At 46.7% G+C, this 18,072-nt stretch carries 17 protein-coding genes; 9 read left to right on the plus strand and 8 right to left on the minus strand.

Annotated elements, in window-relative coordinates; genetic code table 11:
* Window positions 1-6: 6 nt before the first annotated feature.
* Genes hisD through EQP46_RS05425 form a run of 3 tightly spaced genes read right to left on the minus strand, consistent with a single transcriptional unit; the run spans window position 7 to window position 3,001 of the window.
* Window positions 7-1,323: a histidinol dehydrogenase gene (hisD, locus tag EQP46_RS05415; RefSeq protein WP_129492675.1), complete on the minus strand. Its 1,317-nt coding sequence runs from the start codon at window positions 1,321-1,323 to the stop codon at window positions 7-9.
* Window positions 1,324-1,376: 53 nt separating this feature from the next.
* Window positions 1,377-1,913, minus strand: coding sequence for an ester cyclase (locus EQP46_RS05420; RefSeq protein WP_129492676.1), 537 nt, complete (start codon window positions 1,911-1,913; stop codon window positions 1,377-1,379).
* The gene (locus tag EQP46_RS05425; RefSeq protein ID WP_129492677.1) at window positions 1,910-3,001 is read right to left on the minus strand and encodes an ABC transporter ATP-binding protein; all 1,092 of its coding nucleotides are present in this window, start codon (window positions 2,999-3,001) and stop codon (window positions 1,910-1,912) included. Before EQP46_RS05425 ends, EQP46_RS05420 begins: the two co-directional genes overlap by 4 nt.
* A gap of 441 nt (window positions 3,002-3,442) precedes the next feature.
* Between EQP46_RS05425 and EQP46_RS05430 the strand changes: the two genes are divergently transcribed.
* The 5 genes from EQP46_RS05430 (at window position 3,443) to EQP46_RS05450 (ending at window position 8,369) form a co-directional block, all read left to right on the plus strand.
* Complete coding sequence (locus tag EQP46_RS05430; protein WP_129492678.1) at window positions 3,443-4,687, plus strand: ABC transporter substrate-binding protein; 1,245 nt, start codon at window positions 3,443-3,445, stop codon at window positions 4,685-4,687.
* 50 nt (window positions 4,688-4,737) lie between these two features.
* Window positions 4,738-5,769: a carbohydrate ABC transporter permease gene (locus EQP46_RS05435; RefSeq protein WP_129492679.1), complete on the plus strand. Its 1,032-nt coding sequence runs from the start codon at window positions 4,738-4,740 to the stop codon at window positions 5,767-5,769.
* 9 nt (window positions 5,770-5,778) lie between these two features.
* Window positions 5,779-6,657, plus strand: a complete 879-nt coding sequence (locus EQP46_RS05440; RefSeq protein ID WP_129492680.1) for a carbohydrate ABC transporter permease — start codon at window positions 5,779-5,781, stop codon at window positions 6,655-6,657.
* A gap of 3 nt (window positions 6,658-6,660) precedes the next feature.
* Window positions 6,661-7,695 (plus strand): nuclear transport factor 2 family protein, encoded by a 1,035-nt coding sequence (locus EQP46_RS05445; protein WP_129492681.1) that lies wholly within the window; start codon window positions 6,661-6,663, stop codon window positions 7,693-7,695.
* A 152-nt stretch (window positions 7,696-7,847) separates the two neighbouring features.
* Window positions 7,848-8,369 (plus strand): DUF2058 domain-containing protein, encoded by a 522-nt coding sequence (locus EQP46_RS05450; RefSeq protein ID WP_129492682.1) that lies wholly within the window; start codon window positions 7,848-7,850, stop codon window positions 8,367-8,369.
* A 113-nt stretch (window positions 8,370-8,482) separates the two neighbouring features.
* Here the strand turns inward: EQP46_RS05450 and EQP46_RS05455 are convergent, their stop codons facing one another.
* From EQP46_RS05455 to EQP46_RS05465, 3 genes are all read right to left on the minus strand, one after another.
* Window positions 8,483-8,893 (minus strand): hypothetical protein, encoded by a 411-nt coding sequence (locus EQP46_RS05455; RefSeq protein ID WP_240671666.1) that lies wholly within the window; start codon window positions 8,891-8,893, stop codon window positions 8,483-8,485.
* Window positions 8,859-9,455: a winged helix-turn-helix domain-containing protein gene (locus EQP46_RS05460; RefSeq protein ID WP_240671667.1), complete on the minus strand. Its 597-nt coding sequence runs from the start codon at window positions 9,453-9,455 to the stop codon at window positions 8,859-8,861. Before EQP46_RS05460 ends, EQP46_RS05455 begins: the two co-directional genes overlap by 35 nt.
* A gap of 327 nt (window positions 9,456-9,782) precedes the next feature.
* A complete protein-coding gene (locus tag EQP46_RS05465) occupies window positions 9,783-10,349 on the minus strand; it encodes a hypothetical protein (protein ID WP_129492685.1) in 567 nt (188 codons plus the stop codon).
* A gap of 516 nt (window positions 10,350-10,865) precedes the next feature.
* On the opposite strand from EQP46_RS05465, the gene EQP46_RS05470 reads away from it, so the two are divergent.
* The 3 genes from EQP46_RS05470 to EQP46_RS05480 are packed head-to-tail and all read left to right on the plus strand — an operon-like array spanning window position 10,866 to window position 13,067.
* Window positions 10,866-11,789 carry an NAD-binding protein gene (locus EQP46_RS05470; RefSeq protein ID WP_161972840.1) on the plus strand — a complete coding sequence of 308 codons (924 nt, stop codon included), beginning with the start codon at window positions 10,866-10,868 and terminating at the stop codon, window positions 11,787-11,789.
* Entirely contained in the window at window positions 11,753-12,670 is a 918-nt protein-coding gene (locus tag EQP46_RS05475; protein ID WP_129492687.1) for a hypothetical protein, read from the plus strand. The genes EQP46_RS05470 and EQP46_RS05475 overlap by 37 nt, the downstream gene beginning before the upstream one ends.
* Window positions 12,657-13,067, plus strand: coding sequence for a DUF3293 domain-containing protein (locus tag EQP46_RS05480; protein ID WP_161972841.1), 411 nt, complete (start codon window positions 12,657-12,659; stop codon window positions 13,065-13,067). The genes EQP46_RS05475 and EQP46_RS05480 overlap by 14 nt, the downstream gene beginning before the upstream one ends.
* Window positions 13,068-13,179: 112 nt before the next feature.
* On the opposite strand, the gene EQP46_RS05485 is transcribed toward EQP46_RS05480, so the two are convergent.
* Complete coding sequence (locus EQP46_RS05485) at window positions 13,180-14,982, minus strand: DCC1-like thiol-disulfide oxidoreductase family protein (protein WP_129492689.1); 1,803 nt, start codon at window positions 14,980-14,982, stop codon at window positions 13,180-13,182.
* Between the two features lie 787 nt (window positions 14,983-15,769).
* A complete protein-coding gene (locus tag EQP46_RS05490; protein WP_129492690.1) occupies window positions 15,770-17,263 on the minus strand; it encodes a carboxypeptidase M32 in 1,494 nt (497 codons plus the stop codon).
* Between the two features lie 182 nt (window positions 17,264-17,445).
* On the opposite strand from EQP46_RS05490, the gene EQP46_RS05495 reads away from it, so the two are divergent.
* Window positions 17,446-18,006, plus strand: coding sequence for a gamma-glutamylcyclotransferase family protein (locus EQP46_RS05495; RefSeq protein ID WP_129492691.1), 561 nt, complete (start codon window positions 17,446-17,448; stop codon window positions 18,004-18,006).
* Window positions 18,007-18,072: the final 66 nt, after the last annotated feature.

The following is an 18,072-nucleotide window of genomic DNA, read 5'->3' on the forward strand; positions in this document are numbered from 1 at the left end:
CACACGTTAACCCCGAGGCGCTGGTTGACCGTAAGGAACGTGTTTTTTCCCATAGCGTCTGACGCGCACGTTGCATTGTTCTGCGTGGCCAACAAAGCCTTCTAGCATGCAAAGGCGAGAGCCATATTCACCGATGGTGGTTGCTGCTTCGTCGGTCGTGATTTTTTGATAGCTGTGGGTCTTTAAGTATTTACCTACCCAAAGCCCACCGGTATAACGCCCCGCTTTTTGTGTCGGTAGGGTATGGTTTGTACCGATCACTTTGTCGCCATTGGAGACGTTTGTGCGTGGGCCAAGGAATAGGCCGCCATAACAGGTCATGTTTTCAAGGAACCAGTCATCGCGATCTGTCATCACTTGAACATGCTCGTAGGCTTTCTCTTCTGATACCTCCAGCATCTCCTCATAGGTGTCGCAGAGGATGATTTCACCGTAATCCTCCCAACTGACCCTTGCGGTATCTGCAGTGGGCAGAATTTTCAGTAAGCGGTCAATTTCAAGCAGTGTGTCGTTGGCAAGTTTCTCGCTATTGGTCACTAAAGCAGCTGGGGAGTTATAGCCGTGTTCTGCTTGTCCGAGTAAATCCGTCGCGCACATTTCCGCGTCAACGGTGTCATCTGCGATCACCATGGTTTCTGTCGGGCCTGCAAACAAATCAATGCCTACACGACCAAACAGCTGACGTTTCGCTTCGGCAACGAATGCATTGCCAGGACCTACCAACAAATGCACGGGATCGATCGTTTCTGTTCCCAATGCCATCGCTCCTACCGCCTGAATACCCCCCAGTACGTAGATTTCGTCGGCGCCACCAAGGTGCATGGCGGCGACCACTGCCGGGTTCGGTTCGCCTTTAAAAGGTGGGGTGCAAGCAATAACGCGAGGCACACCCGCAACTTTGGCTGTGGCGACGGACATGTGTGCAGAGGCAACCATGGGGAATTTGCCCCCCGGTACGTAACATCCCACGCTTTGAACGGGGATGTTCTTATGACCAAGGATCACGCCTGGTAGGGTTTCTACTTCAACGTCTGTCATTGAGTCGCGTTGAATCTTGGCAAAGTTGGTGACCTGTTCATTGGCAAAGCGAATGTCTGCCATGTCTTCTGGTGATACTTTTGCAATCAAGTCCGCAATATCTTGCTCGGAAAGAAGGAAGGACGCTGGTGCGTAATTATCGAACTTTATCGCCAGTTCTCTGACTGCAGCATCCCCTTCATTTTCAATTTTCTTCAAGGTGTCCGAAACGATCTGAACGACTTTTTCGTTATCGCTGACTTTGTCTGATTCAGATTTGCCCGTTTTAAGGTACGTGATAGCCATCTATGTGTTTCCTATTGAACGTGTTTCCCCATGAATGGAGCAAACGGAGCGACTCAATGTGATTGAGAAGGGGTGGGTGGTGTTTTTTGGTCGTTGTCGAACGCTTCCCAGCCTTCGCCATCAAAAACATCAACCCCCAGTTGATGAAGAACATGAGGGAAATCAACCATCACCCAGTTATCGACGATTTTTCCCCCCTGAACTTTCCAAAAGTCCATATAGCGGATTTCAACCGTTTGGTTGGTGGGTTCGATGCCCATGAATGTGCCCGTGTGTTTTGCAGTTTGGTGTCCAAATGCGGCGGCCCATTCACCCATGTAAAGCCGAGCTTCATCGACGCAAATTTTGTCTGAAAACGCCGCTTGAAATGGCTTCTGCCAATTGCGTTGAAAGGCCTCCAAACCCACTTTTGTTCCGCATCCTCGGTTGCCAAACCAGCGAAAACTCTCCGCGAAAAACTCTCCGATATCGCTTATTCGATGGTCGTTTAGCCCATCCACCATGGATTCGATAACGCGCCGTGTTTCGTCTGTTTGACGCATATCGGTTTCTTTGGTCAAACTCGCTTGCTCTGGCCGTGAGCCTTTCATTCTGGTTGGCTCCTGTTGTTGATACGCTCACCCGTTTTTGCATCAAAAAGGTGGCAAATTGAGGCAGGGATATTGGTTGAAAACACATCACCTATCTCAGTTGAATAGTCTTTGTCAGCTTTTACCGCGACCAAGGCATCATCCACTTTAACGGTGATCATGGTGGCTTCACCGAGCAGTTCTATGGAGAAAACATTGGCGTTGATGCCGCTGATTTCAGTGATGTCTGGTGAGCTACCTGCGGGATTGACCGTGGCATCTTCTGCGCGAAAACCAAGGGTGATATCCCCAGATAAAGAGGTATCTAATCCTCGAATCGTCATGTTTTCCGCGGTAAAGACGCCATCATGAATCTTGCCTTTCACAAGATTCATGGCAGGGGAGCCGATGAAGCTCGCCACAAACGTGTTCGCTGGGTAGTTGTATATTTCCGTCGGGGTGCCGACTTGCTGCACGTTTCCAGCACTCATCACGACAACACGATCTGCCAGTGTCATTGCTTCAATCTGATCATGCGTGACATAGATGGTGGTGATTTGCAGTTCGTGAGACAGGTTTTTAATCTGGGCGCGCGTGGACACCCTGAGTTTTGCATCAAGGTTAGAGAGAGGCTCGTCCATCAAAAATACGTTGGGCTCGCGCACGATTGCACGCGCTAGTGCAACACGTTGGCGTTGTCCGCCAGAAAGATCAGCAGGGCGGCGGTGCAGAAAATCGGTCAGTTCGACCATTTTGGCTGCCCGCATGACTTTCTCATCATGCGTAGCGGGGTCGACATGTCTCACCTTGAGTGGAAAACGAATGTTTTCATATACCGTCATGTTGGGATAGAGCGCATAGCTTTGGAACACCATGGCGACATCGCGATCCTTTGGTTCCAAATCATTCACCACTTTTCCACCAATAAGAATGTCGCCGCTGGTGGCATCTTCAAGGCCTGCAATCATTCGCATCGTGGTGCTCTTTCCACAGCCGGAAGGGCCAAGCAATACGAGAAACTCTTTGTCTGGAATGGTTAAGTCGAAATCTTTTACCCCGACGAAATCCCCCCATCGTTTGTCGATATGACGTAATTGCACTTCTGCCATGACTGCTCTCCATGTTCCGACACGGTGTGTGTTTGTGTGAATGGGTACGTATTCAAAATAAACAGCCAAATGCGCCTCAGCAAACATGCTTATGCTGTATGTTTGAGTGCGATCACATAAATATATTTGTATGTGTTTGAATCTCAAACTCAAGAAATTGTTGTTAATCAACTGCTTATCGAGAGCGTTATTGAATGGGTATGTCAAATAATTCCATATTAATCAATGACAAAGTGCGCGTGACAAATGTGTTAACGGCGGGTTAATGTGCTGGTTATTGCCACTTGCGAAGTTATCGATAAGGCATAATTATTTTTGCATACGTAATCAAAATGGAATCTTGTTGCTGTGGTCTTAGAAGGGATCTGGCTTCAAGTGTGTCGTACTTAGAGTGCTTGTTACTGTAAGACGAAAACCCTTCTTGTGAAGTTGGAGTGGAAAATGAAAGTCAAACTGATAAGGACGTTTGCTGCGGGTTTGGTCACTTTGTTCAGCCAAACATTGAGCGCAGAACAAATAGATTGCGGTGTTGAAGCGGGGAATGTGAGCATTCTTTCCAATGATTTTCCTGCATTGCACGCTGTCGCTGCCATGGCTGAAAGGTGTGCGACAGACAAGGTTGTTGTGACCAAAAACCAGTCTAAAGATCATCGAGACATTCAATCCGCCGCATTGAAGGCGAAACCCTCCAAGTACTCCACGGCCATTGTGTCGACAAGTTCAATCGTTCCGTTACTCAATGAGGGGTTGATTCAGCCCCTCGATGACTTAGTGGCGAAATATGGTCAGAGTTTGCAGCCCACGCAATTGATTAAAATTGATGGCAGCGTCATGGCGGTAGCCTTCATGGCCAATGCTCAGCACCTTTTTTATCGTAAAGACATCCTCGAAAAAGTCGGGGCGCAGCCGCCTAAAACCTATGACGAGCTGATTGCGACGGCGAAGAAGATACAAAAAGAAGGGCTGATGAAATACCCCATCGCCTTAAACACCAAAACAGGCTGGAACCTTGGGGAAGAGTTCATCAATGTATTCAGTGCCACAGGGGCGGGTTTCTTTAAGCCTGGCAGTGCGATACCTAACGTCAATAATGCGGAAGGGATAAAGGCGCTGAACACGCTGAAAGCACTGACGGCATTGTCTAATCCAGACTTTTTGACGTTTGATTCCAATAGCACACAAGCCCTTTGGGAAGACGGTAAAGTGGCCTTCGCCCTTATGTGGGGGTCGCGAGGCACTGCGATTCTGGATAATGAAGGGTCGACGCCTGAGGTTGTTGGCTCAACGGTATTAACCAACTCGCCAGCATTCAATGTGGATGGCACGCCGGGTGCGACCTTGTGGTGGGACGGTTGGACCATCGCCAGCAACCTGTCAGATCAAGATGCCGAAGCGACGTTCAAGGTGATGGTACAAGCGATTTCACCTGAAATGATGAAGGGAAACTCGGAAAAAGCCGTGTGGTTGATTGAAGGTTATCAACCGGATGCCTCAGCAATGGGTGTCATTCATACCGTGCAACAACAAGCTAACCCTTATCCGATGCTTCCTTATATGGGGCTTTTACATTCAGCGCTGGGCGCGGAGCTTCCTGACTTCCTTCTTGGCAATGAATCGGCAGAACAGGCGCTTAAAGATATCGAAGCTGCGTATATGACGTCTGCGCGTGAGCAGGGCTTCCTTTAATTTTGTTGCCTCGTAGGAATCGGGGCTTCTAACGGCAAAGGAGTGGATCCATGCCACATCGTACGTTTATGAAGTTTATGTGGCCGTCTTTATTGGTCATGTTTCTGCTTATTGCATTGCCTATCGTGTCTGTATTTGTTCAGTCATTGCACGTAGAGCATGAGCAGATAGTGCTTGAGACGGAAAACTGCGGGCCGTTTGGTTGTAAGAAAACGGTATCCGTTGATAGGGAAGCGACTGACAAACTGCGCGAAGAAGAGCCCCTTGGACGCTTTAACGGGCTAGATACCTATACAAACCGCAGCCATTTGGCCTTTGAAAATGTGTCGGAAGCGTGGCGTTCAACGGATTCGCTCGGCAGTTTTGTCAACGGCTTGATGAACCTGCCTTTCTATAAGGCGTTGGTTTTCACTTTGGCATACACCTTTATCGTTACACCCTGCGTGATCTTTTTCGGCATGGTGGTCGCTCTGTGTGTGAATGCGTTGCCCAAGTTGGTAAAAGGCCCCACGATTTTCTTGTCGCTCCTGCCCATGATCGTGACGCCATTGATTGGTTCATTGATCTTGTTTTGGATGATAGATGCGGATGGCGTTATCGGTGCAACCATTCAAAACTGGTTTCAAGACGATAGCTTATCGTTAAAAGCATCGCCTGCTTTGACCTGGATAACGCTATTTGTGTATGGCATTTGGTCTTCCATTCCTTTCTCTTTCATTGTGTTTTACGCCGGGCTACAAACGGTGCCTACAGACACGTTAGAGGCCTCAATGATAGACGGTGCATCACGTTGGGAAACCATCCGATATGTTGTGATGCCGCACATGGCGCCGTTGGTGACGTTTGTGGCCTTGATGCAGCTGATGGACAACTTCCGTGTGTTCGAGCCCATTGTGGGTTTTGCGGCGGAGGCACATGCGACGTCGTTAAGTTGGTTGATCTTCAACGATCTTCGCGGCACGGATTCGCAATTGTTTGGCTCCGCAGGGGCGACCTCCATGCTCACTATTCTTGGTGTGGCTATCTTGCTTATGCCTGTGTTCATCAGAACATGGCGTGATTTCAACCGTAAATCGGCGTAGGAGTTCATCATGGAAGAAGTGCGTAGAAAGCCGATTTGGCTGAAAACACTGTCGATTGGGTTCGTGATTGTTTGGCTATTGATTGCCGCAGGCCCGTTCCTTTGGACTGCGTGGGGTTCGTTTAAGGTTCAAGCGGATTTTTTCTCAAAATCTGATTGGATGAATGCGATTTATGGCGTGAAAACCTTACTCGAAACGGGTGGAGAATTTACGGGGCAGGGCTACTACGGCGCTTGGATTGAGCAGGATTTTTGGCTTGCGGCGATTAACACGTTCGTTGTGGTGTTTTCTGTTGTGATCATTTCACTCACCATTGGCACCTTGGGTGGGTACGCGTTGGCGCGTTCTGGCTTTCGATATTCACTGTGGATTTTGATGATTGCCTTGGTGCTGCGTGCAATGCCACACATCACCTTGGTGTCTGGTTACATGTTGCCTTTCTTTGAATGGAATTTATGGGGGCATTTAGGCACCACCATTATTGTGTTGGTCGCGATTAATCAACCCTTCACGCTTTGGATGTTGCACTCCTTCTTCTTGAACATTCCGAAAGACATGGATGAGAGCGCCATGGTGGATGGCTGCACGCGATTCCAAGCATTCCGACATGTGATCATTCCAGTGATGTGGCCGGGGGTGATTACGACTGGCTTGTTCAGTTTCTTGCTCGCTTACAACGATTTCGCTGTAACAGGCATGTTGCTGAGTCAAGACAACCAAACCATGGTGCCGAAAATCGCGAGTTTCTTGGGGACGACACAGGTTGAAGGGAACGTGATGTTTGCCGTTGCCGCTGTGGTTTCTGCGATGATCCCTTTGTTCTTCCTTGTTCTGTTCTTCCAAAAACAAATTGTGTCAGGCTTAACTGCCGGTGCAGTGAAGGGGTAGGGAATGCCACAAGAGTTACAAGATGCCAAGCAACGTGTTTTGGCGTTCTATCGAGCGCTTGATCGTGCTGCGACGCTAGATGTACCAAAGGTGCTGGAAACACATTGCAGTGCTGATTACCAGTGGCGCGGTTGCCACCCCTTCAATGAATTGGAGGGGCAAAACGCCGTCAGTGAGCAATTCTGGCAACCGTTGAAAACCAGTCTAAAAAAACTGCAACGCCGTCAGGATATTTTCATGGCGGGTGAAAACAGCTTGGCGTCTGACGGCTCTGTGTGGGTGGTCTCTATGGGCCATCTGATGGGGTTGTTTGATTGTGATTGGCTCGGCATTACCAAAACCGGACGCATGGGTTTTCTGCGCTATTGCGAGTTCACACAGGTGGTAGAAGGCAAGATCGCGCAGTCAGCCATGTTTATGGATATTCCAGGCTTGATGGTTCAAGCCGGTGTGAACCCCTTCATGCCGCAAACCGGCGCACAGCTTATTCAACCAGGACCAATGAACCATTATGGTTTGATGTTTGATGAACAACGCGCTGAGGAGTCGGCAAAAACACTGTCAGTGATTAATCAAATGATCACCGACTTAGGTAACTGGGATCATGACTTGAGCCTTGAAGAAGAGCTTGCCTTGAGTTGGCATGACGACATGATCTGGTGGGGGCCGACAGGCATTGGTGCGAGTTATTCCATCGAGCGTTATGCCAAACAACATTCTGGGGTGTTCAGGTCAAGTTTCTCTGAGCGTGTCTTTAACGGCCATGTGTGTAAGTTTGCAGAAGGCGAGTTTGGCGGTTTTTTTGGTTGGCCAAACCTTTCGCTTAAACCCGCTGGTGGGTTTATGGGGCTGCCCGCCAGCGACACGTTCTTCGACATGCGCGTGATCGATATCTATCGACGTGACGGCAATAAGTTAGCTGAAAACTGGGTATTTATCGATTTACTGCATTTCTTCCATCAACAGGGCGTCGATCTTCTGGCGAGAAACCAATACCTCAACGCGGAAACCCAATGTGACGTCACAACACGTTTGTAGCCGCTGAGGTGACTGCGTTGCCAATACACAAAGACGGGTGTCGTGACTTTTTTCTTTTGGCCCTGCGGGTATCGCTTATTTTCTCTTAAGCATCGGTGGTATTATCTACGGATGAAATGAAACGGGAAATGCATACCCGCGACGGAGTCAAAATGGCAAAACTATCGTTACAAGAACAAATGTTACAAGCTGGCTTAATCGACAAAAAGAAAATGAAAAAAGCCGGTAAGACATCGAAAAAATCACGCACTTTGGCGAAAGAGGCGAAAGCCGCGGTCGAAGAGAAGCGCACAGCCCAAGTCGCTCAAGATCAGGCGCTCAATCGTCAGAAAGAAGAAGAAGCGAAGAAGAAAGCGATCGCAGCCCAAGTGAAGCAACTTGTGGAAATGAACAAGATTGATCGTAAAGACGGTGACATTGGCTACAACTTCACCGACGGCACGTTGGTGAAGAAGCTCTACGTTGATAAAGACACTCAAGCGCAGCTAGTGAATGGACGTTTGGCCATTGCTCGCTATCTGGATGGTTATGCCATCGTTCCTGGCGTGGTCGCGGATAAAATCAGCCAGCGTGATGAAGAGACGATCATCGTGAACAACACGGTTGATGAACAAGCCATTGATGAAGATGACCCATACGCAGACTTCAAGATCCCTGATGATTTGATGTGGTAATCTTCAAAGAATAACCAAAACGTCGTGGGTTGTGCTTTTAAGCGAATTAGCGATGTTATTCAAACGAACACCCCCAATGGCTAAATAGGTCATTGGGGGTGTTTGATTTATGGCTAGTAGAAACAGCGGAAAGCTGAATTTAGAAGCGTCATTTCTGAACGGCCACTAAAGACGAGTGAGCATTGTTCGTCAATATAGTAAGCGCGACTGTGTCGAATCGTCGATGGTTCATCATTGCCGAGAACAATGTAGTCACCGCCTTTGGATTTATCATATTTGTAGTGATAATCAGTTGCTTTAAGGTTCACCTCAGCGTCATCTAACTTTGAATAAATGGCTTTACCTACCAATTCCGTCTTGTGCAAGTTAATGTACGTTGCCCAACGGTGTCCAAGCGCTTCCATTTTGCCAAACATCTGTACTGTTGAACTCTCAGCAACATAGAGAAGCAGGCCATTCAATGCCAACAGGCATAACAGAATGGTGACCTTATGAGCATTGAAGTAAAAGCTGATTTTTTTCATAGATGCATTCATGGTTATCAATTATCACGATGGTTTTGCCATTTTCTAACGTTTTCATGTCTGGGTAGGGCCTAGCATGAAAAACATTTTCAAAATCTGCTTTGTAGTAAAGTGCTCTGCCTGCTTCCCATACATTGAAAACAGTGAGAAGCCCTAGGACAATAAATACGCCAACCCAGCATTTATGGAGGCGCGTGCTAGGGTTAGCGTTCAAAGGCAGCTCAGGGGAGAGCGTTCTTTCTTCGTCTTCTTTAGGCTCAGTGGCGGCATCAGAGAAAACCGGCACTGACGGAGATTCGAAATTCAGTGAATAACCTACACTTGGGGCGTTAACCAAAATACGCTTGGTATCGTCTTCAATTGCATGACGTGTCCGATTAATGAGCTGAGGCAAACTTTCAGCAGATGTGTGCTTAGAACCCCACACATTTTCAATGATTTGGTCATTCGTTAACGTTTTTGGATGCGCATCATAAAGGCACTTCAGTAGCTGGTACTGCTTAAGCGTGAGTATAATTTGCTTCTTGCTGTCCGTTGATTCCGAACCTTCTATTCGGGTCAAGGTTCGAGACTCCACTTCCCATGTAAAGTTACCTAATATCAATTTATTACAATTTTTATTCATGGGTAAATAGCGATTCAGGCTGGTTTTGATGGTCAGAGAACTATACGCGATTACAGAATAAATGTGAAGTTCGTCACCTTATCGTGTTGTTGATTCTAGTCATCTTATTGTGAATAACTATGTTCATTTGAACGAAAAATTGACGAATATGCTGACATGTTCAGAGGTGGGTAGCTTTGGCTTTGATCGGCACACGCAATCGTAATAAAAAAGCCCCTGATCGTTTACGATTGAGGGCTTCAATGTCACGGTTTGCGTTGAAGATTAATCCAGCGCAACAGGCCCCTGAAGCTCTTTCAGGATCATTTTTTGAATGTCGATACCTATTGTCATAACGATTAGGCTCCAGTTCAAAAAGGGCAGAGACCCATTCTCAATGCCGTGCGCGAAGTTCGATGCATTCCAATGGAAAACCGTCGAAAGCCTCTCTGTCGTTAGCGACTCATAGTTTGCATTATCTATCAAATTGCTGAACTGTTCTGGCGTCGGGCAAAGGAACTTGTCATTTGGTCTAAAAGCCGTTGGCTTGAAGTAGGACAGCACCTTCCTCACATTCACCTCAATAACGTCACCGTTACTTTGAATGTTCGGCTTACCCGCTAGCGCACATAAGAAACACCAACATGGATAAGGGATTGAAGAGAGGTTGTCGGGTTCGTTTTTGTAACGTGCTGTCCAAGCATTCACGTTCTTCGGTTGCAATCCTGTCACTTTTGCCAATTGAACGGCGTCATAACCATTGTCTTTCAATAAGTTAATGATTGCTGCAACTTCCGACACAAAGGGTTTTGTCCATCGGCTAAAAGGCGCAAGTGTTGTATCTCTAATCATGGCTGAATTAAATCTTATCTTTAAACAAACAGTAGGTTTGCTTCATTGTAACCTTGACCGGAATCATACGTGCCTCGCCTTATAAGTCCACATTTATCGGGTGTGCGGTGGAAGGTAAAACGAACGTGTGTGTTTGTCATTGGAACCCCGTGCCTGTGGCTATTTTGGTCTGTTCACTGTCTTCGCGCATGTTAAGCCTATACCTCCATATGAAATTGTAGGCACTGTCGGCTATTCCATTTCTTCGTATCCAGTATGCGACAAAATACATATAGGTCTATATGGAATTGATTGCGTGAAATTTTTTGTCATCTCACGCCCTCTTAAATTTCTGGAAGGGTCACCCTTTTCAAAGAAAGTTAGACATATCTAATAGAGGACGTGATGACAAAGCTCATTCAATTAATTCAAGAAATCAAACGAGAATATAGCCCTATATCCTTAACCTTTCTTAATCAGCAGCTTAGGAGAGTGCAGAGGGATAAGCCTTATGCGGGAAAAACGATATTACATAATTTGCCTCTTACCCATGAAACCTTAATAAAGCTCGAAGTGTTGTATGCAGGCGGTGCTGACGTCTTAGTGACTTCCCCAAGTTTCATGGAGGTAGAACCAGACCTGCTTGATCGATTTATTCAGGCGGGTGGACGTTGGTTTGATGACGTCCCTGAGGATGCACACATTGATATTTGCCTTGACTGTGCAGGCGAGTTGATTGGAAAGGTCAGGCCCAGTATCGGTTGTGTAGAAATCACGGGCACGGGGACGAACAAATACACTGCCGCAAACCTCGATTATCCGGTGATATCCGTGGACATGAGCAAGGTAAAGGCACTCGAGGCGATGCTAGGTACGGGGGAAGCGTTTGTTCGTGCATTCAGTGAACTGACAGAGACCACTGTCGATAATCAGCACTTCTTGGTCATGGGGTATGGAAAGGTGGGGCAAGGGATTGCGCACCATTTGCAGCCACATACATCCAGTATCTCTGTCGTAGACAAAAAAGCCGAACACTTAGCGTTAGCTAAGCAAAGAGGCTTCAATGCTATCGATGCTGCTGACAAATCACTCGTTGAGGCCGCTGCAAGAGAATCTTTTTGTATTGTTACTGCAACGGGCATTGAGAGTGTGGTTTCTGACAATTACGATGCACGGGAGTTTCTTCACGCACAGTACCTCGCCAATATGGGCGGGGAGGATGAATTTGGTACAGGCTTCCCTGCTGGTCGAGTGATGTGTGATGCTAAGCCCATCAATTTTTTTGTTGATAGCCCTACCTTAATGCACTATTTGGATCCCGTCTTTTACTCACACAATTTAGGCGTAGAGTTGTTGAGTTTCTCTCGGTTAGCGCCTGGTGTGCATGCATTCCCTGACTTTATTGCTAATGAATTGGTTGAGCAGTGGCAACGCCTTCACCAAGAGGGAGTGCATATATGAAGCAGCTTAAGACGTTATTGACGGAATGCAAAAAGAAAGCGCGTCGTGGTGAAAGATGTGCAATTTTTACCGAAGTAGAATCTGCGTATAAAAATCACTACAAGATCCCTCATTACAGTTTCAATACCAGTGACACTTTGAGCGCCAACATCGGCATTCAAATTGCGGACATTTATGATTCGGCTGAATCTCTTCCCCAAAATGTGTTGGTGGCAGCGGCTTATCAAAAAATGATTGATGAAGTGATGGCTCAATTTGAATATTTGCAACAAAGTAAGATGGCATTGACGGTAGAACCCTACTTTTGTAACGGTGAACCGTATGCATCGAGCGCTGAAATGCTTTTAGATTTACTCGATTTTCATATGTATTTTTTGCCGACACAAAGCGCTTTTGGTGAATCAATACCACACGAAAATCATCCGATGTTAGAGAAAACGGGGATGATGGTGGGGGACTATGAACTGGTCGTGAATGATGTATTTCGTATCGTCCATGATATTTTCGGACATGCTTCCTACGGCTATAGCTTTGGCCCAATCGGCGAGGACATGGCATGGCTGGTTCACTCTCGCATGTTTTCTCCTTTGGCGCGCGCTGCGATTACCACGGAAACGCGAGGGCAGAATAGTTGGGTTAATTGGGGGCCTCACATGCGCAACCGTGATAATCAACTCATACCTGAAAACGATAGCGCTTGGCTCGCGCCCGATCAGAGGCCATTTGCGGAACAAAAAATATTCTTGATGCCAGAATACGTAAGCGGGGTGAAAGTCTACCTAGATGATGAACAGCGCGTTTGTGCTGAGGAAATCATTGGGTGGGATCCTTACATTAGTTTTTGTAAACCCAAGGAGGCGTCACGTCATGTTGCAGTTTGAGCAAGCGTATTTAAGCACCATATATCGCGTGTATTCCCCTTCTTGTGAGGTCGATATCCGTATTAAGCAACACAACCAAGCGTTGGTTAATTTGTGTAAAGACAACGGGATTAATACATGGGCTGTGATTACTGGTTTTAACCCTCATTCGCAAGAGGCTGATGCGTCGTTTAACCTTGAGGCCAACCAAACACTTGGTCGAGAGTTAACACAGTTGGGTTTCAAGCATCTCTCCGCAGATGGCGTACCTGCTGATGACAGTTGGCAACCCGAAGCCAGCTTCTTTGTCTTTAATATTTCTTTACCACAGGCCGCATCACTGGGACGGAAGTTTAGGCAAAATGCCATTGTTGTTGGCGATGAGTTAGGGTTTTCTGAATTGGTATGGCTTAGGTAGAAAAACGGTGGCCATGTAAGATTGGCCACCGTTTTATGGTATTGATGGTGCGCATGGTTGTCATGACTGCGCTAAGCACAATTAGCTGTGATGCCTTGCTGGAACCATTATCCTATTTCTTTGCATACTCTTTGAAACACCAATGTGTCCATACTTTTACTCTTGAGGGTTTACGCGGCATATAGTTTGGCATGGTTCTCAGTCGTTCAAACTCTATCGTGAAAGATGCCAACTGCTTTTCTTTGGGCAACGCTTGGCTATTCCATTGCTTGCAAAGATAGCCGCCATAACCTGAGAGTGCTTGTTTGTTGCGCTTAGATTGCAGCCTTCCAAAATATTTTCTCCAACGATAATTTTTAAATTCAGTGGATAGAAGTTCTGGTATTACCCGGCTAGGTGCCTCAGCCTTCATCTTCCAAACATCTACCACGTCTTTCCCTCTAGTTCTGCCTTCGATGACGGGCATCAAGGTGTACTTAAAGGGGGAAGGCGCAAACATACCCCAGTGTTGGTCAATGCGAAGTACTTTCGCGGGTATCGAGACATGTTGAGGGCGCTTAATGTGAAACTGCTGAACGCCACTCACGTTGTAGTAAGTCACAATGTAAAGAGCACCCAAGGCAACGCAATTTTCTATGTAGCCAGCGTGATCTTTTTGGTCGTTATAAGGCAGAAAACGCTCGGTGATTCTTCCCATTTTATCTCGATTATCCGCGATCCAACGATAGAGTCTATTTCCAATCCTCAATAGGGGTTTCCATCCCATAACAATACCGATGAGTCTAAAAAGGATCGACACTTTAAACAGGTATTGCACGCCATTCCAGTGAGTGTGTAAGCCACCTTGATGATCGCGAAGTACCCAACTGTTTTCTCGTTCCATGATGGGATAAATGTCGGGGTTCTGCTGTGCAGGATGTATTTTTACGCTGTCTGGCAGAAGAAAGTTCCGCAGAATTAGGCAGGTTTTCTTGCAGAAACCACAGCCTTCATCATAGAAAATAACGATGTCCCTTCGTTTCGGTTTGGCATTGAATTTCGCTAGCCAGTCCCAACACACTCCCGGTATGAGCAAGCTCAGTGACATAAAGTCGATAAATGGGAAAAGGACAATGTGGAGAGAAAGAAAGAAGGCACAGTGCATGACGATCAACAGTGCAAGTGTCAATAATCGCAATTGAACGTGGAAAATAGGTGAGAAAACCAGAAATATCGCAATGATTTCTAGATACCAGACGAAGTAAGTGCCAAAGGTCAAAAGTAGCGGAAAGTCTCTCATCCAAACGGCAAACACAGTGGCGAGTTGATCGATATGAACCGCGTAGTATGCGGCGTCCATGGTGACCCGCCAATCATCTGATGTTTTCAATAATGCGGTGAAAAAATACAAATACATCACTTGAAGAAGAACGGCGACCGAGACAACTGAGAAGTATTTGTGGTCGGCAGGTATTGCATTTTCATCCGCTTTATATCGACGATTTAGCGAACTATCTATTGAAAACCTTGCACCAATAGGCAATAGGATGGCCCAAAAACACATAACGACGAGCAGTACATCACCGCCACTTACAATCACACTGTTTCGATTTACGATAGAGAAAAGAAAAATCCAGCTAATAAACGCCATGATTCTGGATTTGTAGCCAACGAGGAGCAGGAGAGCGACGAGTGCAGCGATGACAAAGAGCAGTGTGGCGAACCATTCACTGCCATTCATCCAATAAAGTGAAAGCCGATATTCGGAGGAAAGCGCCATGGATGCTGTGCGACTCAGTAGCCCGTCATCCGTATAGAACGTAGTGATGTCACGCGCTCTACTGATCAGATCAATCAGAATCATTAAAGCGAGACCGATACGGAATAATGCTAATGTACGTAAGTCGATACCGAATACTGTTTTGAAAGAAGTCATCAACAATTCCACTGCTTGCTAGTTATTTGTGCGTTGAGTAAATAGAAATGGACATTAACCAAAGTGTTACTCATTAATAAAGGTTTTTATTATAGTTGTTACAGTTCTTTTTAATGTGCTAGGCCTTATATTTGCTCATGACGATTTGGCGTATTCTAATTATTCCAACTTTCAATACTTCTATCGGTGCTGTGGATTAAGTAGCGCCCTTAAGGGGAAAAAAAGAGGGGAATCAAGATGTGCTCGTTGCAAAAGAGTTGGTGCTGTGAGCTTCATAGCGATATGGATGTAGTCTCAAAGTGAAGGTTGAAGGAGCACAACACTCTCAAGAGTGCCGAAAAGGGGCGGGCTTAAAAGGCGATGAGTAGCGCCTTGTCCATTGACTTCAACGAGCAATCATTCATCCGTAAACAAAGTGATTTTTTCTAGTTAGGGCGCAAAGTAAAAAAGCAGCCTTAGATAGCGTGAATTGAATAGAGAAACTCTAAAGCAATATTCATTTATTTAAATGTTTTCATCCTATATTTAACCCTCAAATTTTCTTTATCTGGTAAATTTCGGCGAGTCGTGTTCCTATTGTCTTTACTACGCGGGATAATCATTTTTTCTGGTGCGTGGCTTTGTTTTTTTCTATTTGTTCAGCAGTTAAAGTCAATGTTATCGACGTTATTTTTCGTAGAGGTTAATACATATTTTGCGTGAACTTCAGCATGACAGCGGCTTTCTTAATAATGCCGTGTTTCCCGCGAAAATCACAAGCGCAGCACTTGGCTGCGCTTGTGGTCAATTAATCATTCAAGTAACGTTGAATCAAATGTTGCTTAAAGTATTCCGGGTTCAGCGGCTCCCCCGTCGCCTGAATGACGAGCTCTTCGGTGGAAAGCGTTGAACCTTTCGACCACACATTTTCTTCCAACCACGCACTGATTGGTGCCAAATCGAGGTTCTTTAAACACGCATCCACATCGACGGTTTTGCGCATTGCAGCCATGAATTGCGCCGCATACATGGCACCTAATGTGTAAGACGGAAAATAGCCGAAACTTCCGTCGGTCCAGTGGATATCCTGCATACAGCCATTGGTGTAGTCGCCGTCTGTTGATAGACCTAAGTATTCCTGCATTTTCTCATTCCATAGGGCTGGAATATCTTCGACGTCAATCTTCCCTTCCATCAGATCTCTTTCGATTTCATAGCGGAGAATAACGTGTGCGGGGTAAGTCACTTCATCGGCATCTACACGAATAAAACCGGGTTGAACGCGATGATAGAGTGCGTTCATGTTATCGACTGCAAATGCAGGGTCGGACTGTCGGTCAAACGCTTCTGAAGCCATCTTGGCGAGGTGTTCGACGAAGAGAGGGCTTCGTCCTAACTGCATTTCAAAAAACAGACTTTGGCTTTCATGGATGCCCATAGATCGTGCTTCGCCAGCCGGGGAGTTGTGAAAGGCTTTCGGCAAGCCTTGCTCATATCGCGCATGGCCAGTTTCGTGGATCACGCCCATGATCGCTGAGGTAAAATCTTCTTCATCGTAGCGAGTGGTGAGACGAACATCTGACGGCACGCCGCCGCAAAATGGGTGGGCGCTGACATCGAGGCGGCCGTGATTGAAATCGAATCCAATCACTTCCATGAAGCGCTTGCCCAGTTCGGCTTGCAATGACGTGTCGAACGGCCCCTTAGGCTGATTTACATCAACAGATTTCTGTTTTTCGATCACGGATTGCGTGAGTGCTGGAAGCCATGTTTTGAGATCGCCAAAGAGGGCATCCAGTTTCTCTGTGGTCATGCCCGGCTCATAGAGGTCAAGCATAGCGTTGTATGGCGTTAAACCCGTTTGTCTAGCGCGAATCTGTGCTTCTTGGCGAGAGACGTCTACAACGCGCTTGAGGTTGGTAGAAAACCCTTCCCAGTCGTTGTTTGGGCGTTGTGCGCGCCATGCGTGTTCACAGGTTGAGCCCAATAACGATTTTGATTCGACAAGATCCGCGGGCAATACGGTGGCTTGTTCCCAAACTCGTTTCATCTCGCGAAGGTTGATTTTGTCAGAGTCACTCAATGATGCCATGTTGGTTTCTGCATCTTTTATCCATTTGCCCATGTCATCGGCGGTGAGGGTTTCGTGACACAGCAAGGCTAAATCGCTCATGGCTTGCGCGCGAACATCGTTGCCGCCTGACGGCATCATTGCAGCTTGGTCCCAACCGCAAATCGCAGCAAGATGCTGATAGCTAGAGAGCTTCTTGAATTGTTGTTCAAGTTTTTTCATTGAATCCATGGGGTTCTTCCGTTTTAACGCGTTTTCTTGATAAGGGAAATAGTATCAGGAGAAACGTGATCCTCCACGGCTTTGACACATCGGAGTGGCGTGTATTGCAAAAAGTTGTTTTTTCAGGCGCTAAGCTTGACATTAGCACGTGGTAAACGCGTATTCTTTAAGAAAAACAACGGGTCTTTATTATGTATATCTTTGGCTATGGCAGCCTGATCAATGATGAGTCTAGGAAGGTGACGGGTGATACAGGCCAAGCCGTGCCAGCGGTGGTTTCTGGGTTACAACGTCACTGGGGAAAAACGGGTTCGCCGAATATGTCGCATCTCGTTGTGAAGGAAGCGGATGGCGAATGTAACGGCGTGCTGATTCACATCGACAGTGAAGCCCTAGAAGTGTTTGATATTCGCGAAGCAGGCTATCAGCGTGTTGAGCTAGACAGCCAAAGAATACAGTTGCTCGATAAGGCGTTCTCTATCGACGAGCCTGTCTATGTTTACGTGACCGATGACGTGGTTTCGCCTTGTTACATTCAGCCTATTGCGCAAAGTTATGTCGATACCGTGCTTGCGGGTTGCTTGAGGTATTCTGCCGAGTTTGCCCAAACGTTTATTTCTTCAACACAAGGCTGGGAAAACCCACGCATTGATGATCGCAGAGAGCCGGTTTATCAGCGTGTAGCAGGTGTTGATGATAATGCGAGAGTGGAAATCGATCGCTTGCTGGCGGGTTATCCAATGGTGAAGTAAATGCGAGTAGGCAAGGGCACTCAGCCTGAAACGAAAAAGCCACGTCCGAAGACGTGGCTTTTATAT

Source organism: Enterovibrio baiacu (genome assembly GCF_004120195.1).
Taxonomy (GTDB): domain Bacteria; phylum Pseudomonadota; class Gammaproteobacteria; order Enterobacterales; family Vibrionaceae; genus Enterovibrio; species Enterovibrio baiacui.

Coding starts and splice junctions, on each gene's coding strand:
- EQP46_RS05440 (WP_129492680.1), top strand. CDS start 5,779: ATGGAAGAAGTGCGTAGAAAGCCGATTTGGCTGAAAACACTGTCGATT.
- EQP46_RS05490 (WP_129492690.1), bottom strand. CDS start 17,263: ATGGATTCAATGAAAAAACTTGAACAACAATTCAAGAAGCTCTCTAGC.
- EQP46_RS05450 (WP_129492682.1), top strand. CDS start 7,848: ATGGCAAAACTATCGTTACAAGAACAAATGTTACAAGCTGGCTTAATC.
- EQP46_RS05480 (WP_161972841.1), top strand. CDS start 12,657: ATGTTGCAGTTTGAGCAAGCGTATTTAAGCACCATATATCGCGTGTAT.
- EQP46_RS05420 (WP_129492676.1), bottom strand. CDS start 1,913: ATGAAAGGCTCACGGCCAGAGCAAGCGAGTTTGACCAAAGAAACCGAT.
- EQP46_RS05425 (WP_129492677.1), bottom strand. CDS start 3,001: ATGGCAGAAGTGCAATTACGTCATATCGACAAACGATGGGGGGATTTC.
- EQP46_RS05445 (WP_129492681.1), top strand. CDS start 6,661: ATGCCACAAGAGTTACAAGATGCCAAGCAACGTGTTTTGGCGTTCTAT.
- EQP46_RS05495 (WP_129492691.1), top strand. CDS start 17,446: ATGTATATCTTTGGCTATGGCAGCCTGATCAATGATGAGTCTAGGAAG.
- EQP46_RS05435 (WP_129492679.1), top strand. CDS start 4,738: ATGCCACATCGTACGTTTATGAAGTTTATGTGGCCGTCTTTATTGGTC.
- hisD (WP_129492675.1), bottom strand. CDS start 1,323: ATGGCTATCACGTACCTTAAAACGGGCAAATCTGAATCAGACAAAGTC.
- EQP46_RS05430 (WP_129492678.1), top strand. CDS start 3,443: ATGAAAGTCAAACTGATAAGGACGTTTGCTGCGGGTTTGGTCACTTTG.
- EQP46_RS05485 (WP_129492689.1), bottom strand. CDS start 14,982: ATGACTTCTTTCAAAACAGTATTCGGTATCGACTTACGTACATTAGCA.
- EQP46_RS05455 (WP_240671666.1), bottom strand. CDS start 8,893: ATGAAAAAAATCAGCTTTTACTTCAATGCTCATAAGGTCACCATTCTG.
- EQP46_RS05465 (WP_129492685.1), bottom strand. CDS start 10,349: ATGATTAGAGATACAACACTTGCGCCTTTTAGCCGATGGACAAAACCC.